The 13,300-nt window shown below is 57.8% G+C and carries 7 protein-coding genes, 1 tRNA gene and 1 pseudogene; 5 read left to right on the forward strand and 4 right to left on the reverse strand.

Annotation, left to right across the window (positions count from 1 at the left end; genetic code table 11):
* Positions 1-339 (reverse strand): annotated as a pseudogene (locus B7L72_RS09140) (hypothetical protein); the annotation flags it as partial.
* A gap of 294 nt (positions 340-633) precedes the next feature.
* Between B7L72_RS09140 and hsdR the strand changes: the two are divergent.
* The 4 genes from hsdR to B7L72_RS09160 are packed head-to-tail and all read left to right on the forward strand — an operon-like array spanning position 634 to position 8,441.
* Positions 634-4,170, forward strand: coding sequence for a type I restriction-modification system endonuclease (gene hsdR, locus B7L72_RS09145; protein ID WP_081193931.1), 3,537 nt, complete (start codon positions 634-636; stop codon positions 4,168-4,170).
* A gap of 37 nt (positions 4,171-4,207) precedes the next feature.
* Positions 4,208-5,422, forward strand: a complete 1,215-nt coding sequence (gene fic, locus B7L72_RS09150; protein ID WP_446718565.1) for a protein adenylyltransferase Fic — start codon at positions 4,208-4,210, stop codon at positions 5,420-5,422.
* A gap of 23 nt (positions 5,423-5,445) precedes the next feature.
* The gene (locus B7L72_RS09155) at positions 5,446-7,080 is read left to right on the forward strand and encodes an N-6 DNA methylase (protein ID WP_081193935.1); all 1,635 of its coding nucleotides are present in this window, start codon (positions 5,446-5,448) and stop codon (positions 7,078-7,080) included.
* A complete protein-coding gene (locus B7L72_RS09160) occupies positions 7,080-8,441 on the forward strand; it encodes a restriction endonuclease subunit S (RefSeq protein ID WP_198517604.1) in 1,362 nt (453 codons plus the stop codon). Before B7L72_RS09155 ends, B7L72_RS09160 begins: the two co-directional genes overlap by 1 nt.
* Positions 8,442-8,543: 102 nt before the next feature.
* On the opposite strand, the gene B7L72_RS09165 is transcribed toward B7L72_RS09160, so the two are convergent.
* Together B7L72_RS09165 and B7L72_RS09170 are read right to left on the reverse strand one after the other, a co-directional pair.
* Complete coding sequence (locus B7L72_RS09165) at positions 8,544-9,092, reverse strand: HD domain-containing protein (protein ID WP_237718633.1); 549 nt, start codon at positions 9,090-9,092, stop codon at positions 8,544-8,546.
* Between the two features lie 103 nt (positions 9,093-9,195).
* A tRNA-Met gene (locus B7L72_RS09170) sits at positions 9,196-9,272 on the reverse strand.
* A 276-nt stretch (positions 9,273-9,548) separates the two neighbouring features.
* Here B7L72_RS09170 and phbB point away from each other — a divergent pair.
* Entirely contained in the window at positions 9,549-10,295 is a 747-nt protein-coding gene (phbB, locus tag B7L72_RS09175) for an acetoacetyl-CoA reductase (RefSeq protein WP_081138809.1), read from the forward strand.
* A gap of 95 nt (positions 10,296-10,390) precedes the next feature.
* Here the strand turns inward: phbB and B7L72_RS09180 are convergent, their stop codons facing one another.
* Positions 10,391-13,204, reverse strand: a complete 2,814-nt coding sequence (locus B7L72_RS09180) for a DUF349 domain-containing protein (protein WP_081193939.1) — start codon at positions 13,202-13,204, stop codon at positions 10,391-10,393.
* Positions 13,205-13,300: the final 96 nt, after the last annotated feature.

Consider the following 13,300-nt stretch of genomic DNA (forward strand, 5'->3'; position numbering starts at 1 on the left):
CAGTTTGCCGAACACGCCGAACTGCTCGTTGAGCGGCAAAATGCCTTTCGCAGCAATCGTCCAGCCGTCCGCTTCGGCGCTAACTGCCGAACCGTCTACAGACCCACTGACCTCACCAAAATCTACCCAGGCAGCCTCGAAGACGATGTTCGAATTCAACTCCCAGCCGCCGAAGATTTTCCAGCTGGTATCTGTGTCGTCGCAATTGGTGACACCGCCACAGGCATCGATGGTTGACTGACCGATGCTCGTCCCACCATAGAAGCCACTCTCTGCGAGGGCATCGCCTGTCATACCCAGCGTCAATAAAAGTGCGCCCATAATTTTCTTTTTGTTCATGGCCTGCCCCTGCCCTATGTAGTAACCCCAAAAGAAGCATAGAACTGCATGTCAACTTGTACAACGCTGGAATAGCGTATCGGGCAGGGCGACTCTTTCAGGTTGCTAACGATGTTTTGGTGACGCCATTAACTATGGGTTGGTTTGTCCCTGCAGCACTGCTGATGAATTAAGTGTTCTGTATATTTAGCTGCGTTATGGGTGGTCATTTCGCACCACCCTGATAAAGTCCATTGATTAGTAGCATAATGCTGAAAGCTGAATCTTTCTTAGCAAGTGCTAAATGCAGATGACATGGAGCCGTTTGTGCGAGTCAGCGACCAAATCTCAACAAATTTTAGTTTCCTAGCCGAGCATGACGCGCTTTTTGTGCAGTTGGCATCCGCTGCTGAGGGGGCTTTCTCCAGCGACCCTAACACTACCCTTATCAAACTCCGCCAGCTAGGCGAAGCGCTTGCTCAACATCTGGCTGCGCTCTCCGGTATCGAATGTGACGAACAAACCAGCCAGTCGGAGCTTCTTTACCGCCTGAACCGGGAATTGCGGCTGGAACCGCAGATCAAAGAACTGTTTCATATCCTGCGGATTGAAGGCAACAAAGCCACTCACCAGTTCCGTACCCAACACAAAGAAGCCATGGATGGCCTGAAAGTGGCGCGGGCCCTGGCCATCTGGTTTCACCGCTCCTTCGGTAAAGCCTGTGCCAGCTTCAAGCCCGGCCCTTTCATACCCCCCGCCGACCCCAGCGCCCAGTTGCGCCAGCTTCAGAGCGACATCGAAAAACTGCGGCACGATCTGCAACACGCCAACATGGCGCTGGAGGGCAGCCAGCAGCTCAGCCAGCTGATCGAAAAAGAGAAGGCCGAATACGAAGCCCTGGCCGTGGCCATGGACGAAGAATCCCGCGCTTTGGCGGAACAGGCCCGCCAGCACGAACAGGCCCTGAGCCAACAGCAGCAGGCCTACGAGCAGAAGATCAAAGCCCTGCAACAGAAGCTCACGGAGCAGGGCGAACAAACCGTTAATCAACAGCGCCAGCAGGTGGCCAAGAAAACAAAGGCCGCCACGGATACTCTGGTACTGAACGAAGAACTCACCCGCATTCTCATCGACCAGCAACTGCAGGAAGCGGGCTGGGAAGCCGACAGCCAGGATATCACCTTCCAGAAAGGCGCCCGCCCGGAGAAAGGCACCTATCGCGCCATCGCCGAATGGCCCACCAATCACAATGGCAAGAAGGGCCGGGCCGATTACGTGCTATTTGCAGGCCTTACACCCATCGCAGTGGTAGAGGCCAAGAAAGAGAACACCAACGTCGCCGGCAAAATCCGCCAGGCCGAACGTTACAGCAAAGGCTTCAAGGTAGACGCACCCTTAGTCAGCGCCTGGGAGTTGATGGGCCGCACCATCGCCTGGCCCGCCGATGAAAGCGGCCATTACCACGTACCCTTCGTGTATTCCTGCAACGGTCGACCCTATATTCCGCAACTGGCGGAACAGTCCGGCACCTGGTTCCGGTATGTGCGCGAACCCAGCAACCTGCGCCGGGCACTGCCGCAGTTCCACACCCCAGGCGGGCTGCTGGATTTGCTGGAGAGGGACAAGGAAAACGCGGAGAAACTGTTAAAGGAAGAGCCCTTCGGCTACCTGAAACTCCGGGACTATCAACAGAACGCCATCGTCGCCACCGAACACGCCCTGGCCCGTGGCGTGCGCACCGCGCTGCTGGCCATGGCCACCGGCACCGGTAAAACACGCACCATCATCGGGTTGATGTATCGCTTCCTGAAAGCCGAGCGCTTCCACCGCATCCTGTTCCTGGTGGACCGCACCGCACTGGGCCAGCAGGCCATTGATGCCTTCAACGAAGCACCGCTGGAACAGAACCACACCCTCAGCAAGATCTACAACGTTGCCGAGCTGGGCGACATGGCCGCCGAAGCGGAAACCCGCATTCAGGTGGCCACCGTGCAGGCCATGGTGAAACGCATCTTCATGAGCGACAACCCGCCGCCTATCGACCAGTTCGACTGCATCATCATCGATGAAGCCCACCGGGGTTACACCCTGGACCAGGAAATGACCGAAGGCGAACTGGCCCTGCGGGACACCAGCCAGTACCTGTCCAGCTACCGCCGCGTGCTGGACTATTTCGATGCGGTGAAAATCGGCCTGACCGCCACCCCGGCCAAGCACACCAGCGAAATCTTCGGCAAGCCCGTGTACACCTACTCCTACCGGGAAGCGGTGGCGGATGACTGGCTGATCGACCACGAACCGCCCATCCGCTACGAAACCCTCCTTACCCAGAACGGCATTACCTTTGAGAAGGGAAAACCGGTCGAAGTCATCAACCGCCAGACCGGAGAAGTGGACACCACCGAGCTGGAAGACGAGCTCACCTTCGAGGTCGAGGCCTTCAACCGCCGGGTGATCAACGAGAACTTCAACCAGGTAATCTGCGAACAGCTGGTGCAGGAGCTGGACCCGTTCGGCGATGAGAAGACCATGATTTTCTGCGCCACCGACCTGCACGCGGACATGGTCAAACGCCTGCTGGATGATGCCTTCAAGGATCTCTACAACGGCCGCTACAACGAAGCCGCGGTGGCCAAGATCACCGGCCAGAGCGACAAGGTGGACCAGCTTATCCGCCGCTACAAGAACGAACGCTACCCCAACATCGCCATCACCGTAGACCTGCTGACTACCGGCATCGACGTACCGCGCATCTGCAACCTGGTGTTCATGCGCCGCGTGCGCTCACGCATCCTGTATGAACAGATGATCGGCCGCGCCACCCGCCGCTGCGACGAGATCGGCAAGACTGTGTTCCGCATCTACGACCCGGTGGACATCTACGCCGCCCTGCAAGATGTGAACACCATGAAGCCCCTGGTGAAAGACCCCAACATCACCCTGGAACAACTGGTGGATGAGCTCACCGATGACGAGCACCTGGAAAAGGCCCTCGCAAGCCCCGGCGAACAGCCTGATGAAAGCCACGCCGATGTGGTACTCAGCCAGCTCAGCCAAAAACTTATGCGGGTGCTGCGCAAGGCCGACAACAAAGCTGAAAACCGCCCGGCACTGAAACGGAAACTGGACGAACTGCACCAGAGCTGGGGTGTGGAGCCCAAATCTCTGCACACCCATCTGCACCAGCTCGGCCCACGGCAGGCCTCGGCGTTCATCAAACAGCACAGCGGCCTGCTGAACCAGTTGGCAGAAGTGAAGGCCTTGGTGGGCAGCGATTACCTGCCGCTGATCTCCGACCACGACGACGAAATCCGCGAACGTATCCAGAGCTACGGCGAGCATGACAAGCCGGAAGACTACCTGGACAGCTTCAACGAGTTCATCAAACAACAACTCAACCAGTCCGCCGCGCTGGCCGTGGTGGTCAACAAACCCCGTGACCTCACCCGCGAACAGCTACGGGAAGTAAAACTGCTGCTGGACAACCACGGTTACTCCGAAGCCCGCCTGCAAAGCGCCGTGCGCAACCAGACCAACAAAGACATCGCTGCCAGCATCATCGGCTACATCCGCCGCGCCGCCCTGGGCGAGCCGCTGGTTCCTTTCGAACAGCGCGTGGCCGAAGCCATGGACCGAATCTACACTCAGCACAGCTGGACCCCAAACCAGCGCAAATGGCTGGAACGCCTGGCCAAGCAGCTGGTGCATGAAGTCATCATCGACCGGGAATTTGTGAACCACCGCTTTGCCGACGACGGCGGGGCGAAGCAGATGAACAAGGTGCTGGGAGAGCAGCTGGATACCGTGCTGGAGGAATTGAACGAGGCGATGTGGCCGGAGCGGAGTGCTTGAGAATGCCATGTTTATGGAATCGACATAGGTTTAACCTGTGTCGATTTTTCAGTATTTTTTCGACACAGATCATTGCTATGTTTACCGCATAAACATAGACTGCGCAAAACACACACCTTTGTCGAAATTTTCAAGGAATTTAAACATGGCCTGGCGACCGGATCAGCCTTACAACCAGTTACCGCCGCTTCCGCCTGCCAAAGAAGTGACCGAGACTCTGGGCATCCTCAAAGCCTGCATTCCCGCCCGGGCCGCTCTGGCTGAGCTTAAACAGGCAGGTGAACTGATTCCGAATCAATCACTGCTGATAAACCTTCTGCCACTGCTGGAAGCCAAAGACAGTTCCGAGATCGAGAACATCGTCACCACCACCGACAAACTGTTTCAGTTTTCGCAGGAAGATCAGGGGGCCGATCCGGCTACCAAAGAAGCGCTCCGATATCGCACAGCCCTTTATGAGGGCTTCGTCCATCTTCAGCGCAAACCACTGTGCGCGAGCACCGCTATAGAGGTGTGCAGCACGCTGAAAGGCGTGGATATGGATGTACGTAAGGTGCCCGGGACCATCATTGGCAATCAGGCAACCGGTGAAACCATCTACACCCCACCGGTTGGTGAAGAGGTTATTCGCAACCTGCTCACCAACTGGGAAAACTATCTGCATGCAGACGACGACACGGACCCACTGATCAAAATGGCCATCAGCCATTACCAGTTCGAAGCCATTCATCCGTTCCACGACGGCAATGGACGAACCGGCCGTATCGTCAATGTGCTTTACCTGATCGAACAGCGGCTACTCACCCTGCCCATACTCTACCTGAGCCGCTACATAGTTCAGCACAAAAACGATTACTACCGCCTACTGACCCAGGTTACCCGCACCGGTGAGTGGCAGGAGTGGATTATCTTTATGCTTAACGGCGTGGAGCAGGTATCGTCCTGGACCTGCGCCAAGATCGCCGCCATGAGAAAGCTCATTACTGAAACTGAAGACCATGTCAGACAAGCGCTGCCCAAGATCTACAGCCACGAACTGGTCCAGACCATTTTTGAGCAGCCCTATTGCCGCATCAGCAACCTGGTAGAAAAAGACATAGCCAAACGGCAGACAGCATCCAGTTACCTGAAACAGCTGGTCGAGATTGGCGTACTGCAGGAGAAAACAGCAGGCAACGAAAAGCTGTTCCTCAATCCGCGCCTGCTACGCCTGATGACCAGCGATAGCAACGAGCTTCAGCCTTACCACTGAATTCAGCAACCTTGAGAACACACATGACCAACAACGACATCGTCCAGAAACTCTGGAACCTCTGCGACGTTCTGCGGGACGACGGCATCAACTACTCCGACTACGTCACCGAACTGGTGCTGCTGCTGTTCATCAAGATGGTCCACGAGAACACCGAAGCCGGCACCCTGAAAAAGCACCCGCTGCCGGAAGGCTGCCGCTGGACCGACCTGAACGGCAAATCCGGCATCAACCTGCTGAACGACTACAAACGCATCCTGCTCAGCCTGTCCACCGGCAACAACGGCGACGGCAATCTGGTACACGACGACCCGCTGATCAGCGCCATCTACGCCGATGCCCAGACCCGTCTGCGGGAGCCGAGGCACCTGGAGCAGATGATCAAGACCCTGGACCAGATCGACTGGTTCAGTGCCCAGAAAGACGGCCTGGGCGACCTGTACGAAGGCCTGCTGGAAAAGAACGCCAACGAAACCAAGTCCGGCGCCGGCCAGTATTTCACTCCCCGCGCCCTGATCAACACCATGGTGCGCTGCCTGAAGCCGCAACCGGGCGAACGCATCCAGGACCCGGCAGCGGGCACCGCAGGCTTTCTGATTGCCGCCCACGAATACATCAAAGGCCAGACCGACGACCTGTATGACCTGACCACCGAACAGAAAGCCTTTCAGACCACCAAGGCCTACGTAGGCATCGAACTGGTGCCCGGCACCCGCCGCCTGGCGCTGATGAACTGCCTGCTTCACGGCATGGAAGGGGATGCCGAAGGCGTGGTGCATCTGGGCAACGCTCTGGGCCAGGCAGGCGCCACGTTGGAAAAAGCCGATGTGATCCTCGCCAACCCGCCGTTCGGCACCAGCAAAGGCGGCGACGCCAGCATCACCCGGGACGACCTCACCTACAAAACCAGCAACAAACAGCTCGCCTTCCTGCAGCACATTTACCGCAACCTCAAACCCGGTGGCCGCGCCGCCGTGGTGCTGCCGGACAACGTGCTGTTCGAAGCCGGCGTGGGCACCGACGTGCGCCGGGACCTGATGAACAAGTGCAACCTGCACACCATCCTGCGCCTGCCCACCGGCATCTTCTACGCCCAGGGCGTGAAAACCAACGTGCTATTTTTCACAAAAGGAAAGGTCACCAAAGGCAGCGCGGCAGACAAATACCAGGAAGAGAACTGCACCGAAAACGTCTGGGTCTACGACCTGCGTACCAACATGCCCAGCTTCGGCAAACGCACCCCCTTTGGCGACCCACACCTGAAGCCGTTTGAAGCTGTTTATGGCGAAAGCCCTAACGGCGACAGCGAGCGCAAAGAGGGTGAATACAGCTTCCATTCCGAAGACATCGAACTGCCCGAACACAGCGACGAAAACGAAGGCATCGACCCGCGCCTGGCACATAGCCGCTGGCGCAGTTTCAGCCGCCAATGGATTGCCGAGCACAAGGGCGATTCGCTGGATATTTCCTGGCTGAAGGACAGCGACAGCGTGGATGCCGCCAACCTGCCGGAGCCGAGTGTATTGGCGGGTGAGGCCATGGGGGAACTGGTTCAGGCGCTGGGCGAGCTGGATGCGTTGATGCGGGGGTTGGGGGCTGAAGAGGAGGCTGATGGGGCGAGGGTGCTTTTGCAGGAAGTGATGGGTGAGGTTAAGTGATGAGCGCAGACTTCCCTCAGTGCTGGCTGCGCGTTCTGCTGAACGATGTCGGCGAGATTGTCACAGGAAAAACCCCAAGCACCAAGAATCCCGATAATTTCGGTGGCAGCATTCCGTTTATCAAACCAGCTGACTTAGATAATGGTGGATACGTCACCCGAACGGCGGACACGCTGACTGACGCGGGAGCAAAGTTAGTTCCAACCATCCCCGCAAATTCAATTCCCGTTACATGTATTGGGAATTTAGGGAAGGTAGGCATTACCAACCAAATCAGTGCCACAAACCAGCAAATAAACACGATAGTGCCGTCTTCTCAGGTCGATTACCGTTTTTTTTATTACCAACTGCAAACCTTGAAGCCATGGATGCAAGAGAATGCATCTGCAACGACAGTCACGATCATCAATAAGGGAAAATTTTCGAAAGCACCCGTGACTCTCCCCCCCCTCGCCGAACAAAAAGTCATCGCCGACAAACTCGACACCCTGCTGGCCCAGGTGGAAAACACCAAAGCCCGCCTCGAACGCATCCCGCAAATCCTCAAACGCTTCCGCCAGTCCGTGCTGGCTGCGGCGGTGAGTGGGCGGTTGACGGAGGAGTGGCGGGCTACTCAAGGAACCAGCTTAGACTCTTGGCAGCAAACTACTTTTCAGAAAATCTGCCGCGAGATTACCGTAGGCTTTGTTGGGCGCATGGCTAACCGATATGAAGAATCTGGTGTACCTTTCTTGCGATCACAAAATGTAAGGGCATTCAGATATTCTGACAAAAATCTGCTCTATATATCCCCGGCATTTCACCAGGAAATCTATAAATCTAGGCTTGAACCCGGAGATTTGGCGATTGTGCGTTCCGGCGCTCCGGGAACTACATGTGTAATTCCTAAATCCCTTGGTGCAGCCAACTGTTCAGATCTTGTTATTGCGCGACCATCTTCTAACTTGCTCCCGGAGTTTGGATGCATTTTTATGAACTCCGAGGTGGCGCGGAAGAACGTATCGGATAACCAGGTAGGGGTCGCTCAGCAACATTTTAATGTTGGCTCAATGAAGAAGATGCCTATTCATCTGCCTCCAGTTGATGAACAAAGCGAAATCGTCCGCCGAGTAGACCAACTCTTCGCCCACGCCGACCGCATCGAACAACAGGTCAACAACGCCCTGGCCCGTGTCAACAACCTCACCCAGTCCATCCTGGCCAAGGCTTTCCGGGGTGAACTCACCGAGCAGTGGCGCAAGGACAACCCGGAGCTGATCAGCGGGGAGAACAGTGCGGAAGCGTTGCTAGAGAGGATCAAGGCGGAGCGGGCGGCATCGAAGCCAGCGAAGAAAACCCGTCAAAAGAGAACCACCGCATGAGCAGTAGACCCGCCTAGGGTTTGTAAGACAGACGAAGTAAGGCATAAAAAAAGCCGCCACGCGTTAGCGTCGGCGGCAGGCTAATGCTTCTACTCTCTAGCGCTATTGTGCCTGCAACATAGGTGTCTCTGGCCGCCAGAAAACGTTTTGCCCAATCCGGCTAAAGCCCCACTGGCTTTTGCTACGAAACGCACGTTGTTGGTTATCTGTCATGGCGCTTTGCCCATCTGCATCACGAATGTAGCGAGCCAGTGTCATGGCGGCTGGCTGGCCATAACGCGCGCCCGGGGAAGCGCATGTCCAGATATGGCGTAAGGTCATCGCAATATCAGGCTCATGTTGGTCTAAATAGGCAAGGCCATAGGCACACGCTTCTAGCGTAAACGCATCGTGGCTACAGAGCTTCCACGCCGCGTTAGGCTTGCCTTTCGAGTCGTATGTATACGTCTTACCAATATCGTGCAACAGCCCCGCTACAAAGCACGTTTCCTGCATCAGGCGCGGCATAGCTGGCTCATTTAAGTGCAACATGGAAACAGCATTATTCGCGACGTTCAGCGAATGCTCTAGCAACCCACCTGCATAGGCGTGGTGGTAGGTCACGCTGGCGGGTGCATTCAGAAACGTCTCGATACGGTCCTTACGTTCCAATACCCTGGGCACGGTGTGGGCACAATTTGGGCACAGAGCTTTTTGAAATGACAGGCAACAAAAAAGGCAGATCAGTAAATAACTGATCTGCCTTTCAAAATATTGGTAGCGGGGACCGGATTTGAACCGATGACCTTCGGGTTATGAGCCCGACGAGCTACCAGACTGCTCCACCCCGCATCAACGTGTGGCGTATTCTACGCATTTTTATCGCCAAGTCAACCCCTTCGATAAAACGCTTTTATGCTGGCGGTCATGATCATCGTGCTGCAACATGGCCAGAGTATAGCTATGCTTTCAGTAGGCATAATAAAAAGCATGCGGTCAGCGTGCCGCTGATGAGTTCAAGCGGCTCGCTGTCAGTGAGAAAAGCGTGAAGGCGCTTATTCAAAGTGGCTTGCGACACCATAACAGTGCTTACAGTCCAAGCCATTTGTCATATCAGGGAGGTAGTCAATGGCCAATCAAGCCCCCGTCGCCTGGGTAACTGGTGGAACTGGTGGAATCGGAACGGCAATCTGCCGCGCGTTGGCAGATGCGGGTTATTTGGTGGTGGCGGGGTACCATAACCCTGACAAGGCCAAAACATGGCTGGAAGCGCAGCAGGCCGATGGCTATGACAACATCGCACTGTCCGGTGTGGATTTGTCCGACCACAATGCCTGTATCGAAGGTGCCCGCGAGATCCACGAAAAGCATGGCCCCATCAGTGTGCTGGTCAACTGTGCCGGTATCACACGCGATGGCACCATGAAAAAAATGTCCTATGAGCAGTGGTATCAAGTCATTGATACCAACCTCAATACGGTGTTCAACACGTGCCGCAGCGTGATCGAGATGATGCTGGAGAATGGCTACGGCCGGATTATCAATATCTCCTCCATCAATGGACGTAAAGGACAGTTTGGCCAGGTGAACTATGCGGCGGCCAAGGCCGGTATGCATGGTTTGACCATGTCGCTGGCGCAGGAAACCGCCACCAAGGGGATTACGGTCAATACCGTATCGCCGGGCTATATCGCCACCGATATGATCATGAAGATTCCCGAGCCGGTGCGCGAGGCGATCCGTGAAACCATCCCGGTGAAGCGCTACGGCACGCCGGAAGAGATCGGCCGCCTGGTGACCTTCCTGGCAGACAAGGAGTCGGGATTCATTACCGGCGCCAATATCGACATCAACGGCGGTCAGTTCATGGGCTAAGCCCTGCTGTCAGGCACGACTCTTCACAAGAGCGATGTGAAAAACGGGAGGCCATGCGCCTCCCGTTTGCGTGAGTGCCGTCTGCTTTTGGGGATTCAGGGCTGGGGTGGTCTGGCCAGTCGCTGCAGCAGTCGCTCGATTTCAGGCGCTTCTTGCTGCCACAGTTCGCTGGGTAACGGTCCCAGTGCGAGCAGCTCGGCCAGGACGTCATTCAGCTCATCGACGGGGCTGCGCGTTTGATGAATACCGCTGTTGAGCCGCTCGACCTGAATGGCCAGGCGAAGCGGCTCGTCACGTTGATTGACGGTTCCCAGCGCCAGCAATGAAAGATGCACCCTCAGGCGGGCCAGTGGCTCTTCCAGAGCGTTATCCTGCGCGGGCGTTCCGGCGGCAAGCAGCGCTTGTCGGGCCTGGTTGCGCTGCTGATGCGCGTTTGCAAAGTGTTCGGGCAGCGGTGGGGCCTGTATTTGGGATGCGTCGACGCTGGGCGTGGACTCGCCTTGTAAGGCCTGCTGGTCGGCCTGCAAATGCGCGTGGATAAGGGGCGTCAGCGCTTGCCAGCGGGCTACGGCCTCGGTCATGGCCAAACGGTTGAGTCGCTCGCGCTTGGCACGCACGATGCCGCCCAAACGGCGCTGCATGCCGTCACTGCGCCGATGCCTGGGCAGGGGCTCCCACTGCTCGACACGAGAGAGATACTGTTCCAGCGTACGGGTGTCACTGGCATGGGTGGGCTGCCAGCTGTCCATTTCATCAATGATCTCCTGCAGCTGGTCCAGGGACTGCTGTTGCCGCGAGGCTTGTGCCTGCTTGCGAGCCTCTCGCTGGGCAAACAGCTGGTCGCAGGCGCTGCGGAACGCCTTCCAAAGGGCCTGCTCTTCCCCCTTGGGTGCGCGGCCTAGCGTCCGCCACTGCTGCTGCAGCTGTTTGGTACGCGCAATACGCGCGTCCAGCGGCTGTGCGTCCTCGCTTTGCAGGGCATTGACCTGCTCGATCAGGTCACGTTTTTGATGGGCAATCTGCTCCGCACGCTGATCGATCAGAGCCTGCAGCCGATGGCGAATGGCGCCAAATCGTCGGCCAATCGCTTCGCTATGCTCGCGTGGTACGGGGGAGTAATGGCGCCACTGAAGACGTGCCTTGTCACGAATTTCACGCAGCACGTCCGGGTCGGCATTTTCGGCAGGCTGGGCCAGCAGGGTTTCGAGCTGTTCGCAGAGCGCTTCACGGCCACGCAGGTTGGCACCGCGTTCGGCGTCGAGCTGTGCGCGCCAGGGGGCGAGGCGCTCGTGAATCCGGTCGGAGGCGTGGCGAAAGCGTGCGGATTGCTCGCGATTGGCGGCGGCATCTCCCAGTGCTTTCCACTCCTTGACCAGTTGGCGGTGATGGCGATCCAGTGCCGCTTCGGCCATGTGCTGGTCGTCGGCCAGCGTCTCGATGCTGGCGCACAGCTGTTCACGTTTGGGACCTGCCACGAAGCCGCGCCAGTCACGTAGTTCGGCCAACCGGGCGCCTAGCTGCTTGAGCCGCCGCTTGAGGGGTTGGGCCTCGTCGCCGGACAGCGCTTCTATCAGCGGTTTGAGGCGCTGGTGCTGGCGGCTGGCGCTTTTGAACGAACCGCGCTCCAGCAGATGCTCGAAGCTATCCAGGTCGGCGGCCAGGGCCTTGAGCGAAGGCCCCGGGGGGGGTGTGGCGCTGGTTTGGGGCGTATGTGCCAGCTGTGTTTGCGCCTGTGCCAGCAGTGCGGGAGACGTCAAGGTGGCTGGCCAATCGCACTGGGTCATCAGTGCGCTGAGCGCCGCCGTGTCGTGCTGGACCACCGCTTGCTCCAGCGCGCTGCGTACCGCCAGCCAGCGCTGCCAGGCCTCCAGGCAGTGTTCGTACTGCTGCAGCACCTGATAATAGCGCTGCTGGGCAGTCTCATGGGGGGCGTGCTGATCGGAGAGCGCCTGCCAACGCTGGTCCAGCAGCTGTCGCTGGGCGCGCAGGCTATCGATATCCTGAGCCGTCAGGTCAGTGCCGTGGGTCAGGCCTTCCAGCGTTTCTTCGAGTCCGCTCAACAGCTGATCGCGGGTGTTCTCGACTTCGGCCCGGCGAGCCAGGCTTTGTTGGCGTGCCTGCTCTTGTGCCTCATGATCCTGCAGTGTTTTGCGGCAACCCAGTATGGCCTGCTGGAAACGCTGCTCCTGTTCAGCGGTGGCCGGGTGATCCAACTGCCGCCATTCCCGCTCGAGATGGCGAAAGCGCCCGCCATAGAGTGGTTCCCAGGGGGCGTGGGCGTGCTTTTCCATTTGTGCCAGAAGGTGCTCGCGTTGAGCCTGCTGCTCGGCCAGCCACTCGGCATCGTCACGTCGCTGGGTGAGCCTTTTCCTGGCCAGCCGGACCACTTGCCGGTCACGCCGGGCTTCTTTCAGGAGACGCTTGAGGTTGTCTTCGTCGGTGATACGCTCGGCCGCCTGCTGACGCACGGCCGCCACGCTGTTATGGCAGGCGTGCTCCACCAGCATCTGCTCATCGGTCATCCGTTCCAGGGCGGCCAGGCGCAGGCTCAGGTTGTCGCCCTGGGCGGCTAACGCGTTCAATAAGCGTGGGTCAGTCAGTTGCGCCACGACACTCTGTCGCGTGGCCAGGTCGGTGCGGCCCTCGGCGCCGGTGAGCCGCTGGCAAAGCGCGTTGAACCACGCCTCGTTATGGGTCTGTTCGGGATAGCCTGCCATCAGGCCTTGCAGGTCATCCAGCGCCAGCAAGGCGGCCAGTGCTACCTCGGTGTTGTCGTCCTGGGCGAGTGTGACAAGCGCGGTGCGCTGCTCAGGATGCTGTGGGTCCAGCGTATGAAGTGCCTTGAGACGCACCTCGGGATCGGGGTGTTGCCACCGAGGAGCGAACAGGCGTCGTAACAGTCCGTGCATGGATCATCCTGCCAAGAGGTGCGTAATATGAAAAAAATCAGCCATCGATGAGTAGGCGGTTGCAGTCATCGTCACTGTCGCTTAGCTTTGCCCTAT

Origin of the sequence: Halomonas sp. BC1, from assembly GCF_002078135.1 — a bacterium.
In the GTDB taxonomy this organism is placed as follows: domain Bacteria; phylum Pseudomonadota; class Gammaproteobacteria; order Pseudomonadales; family Halomonadaceae; genus Vreelandella; species Vreelandella stevensii.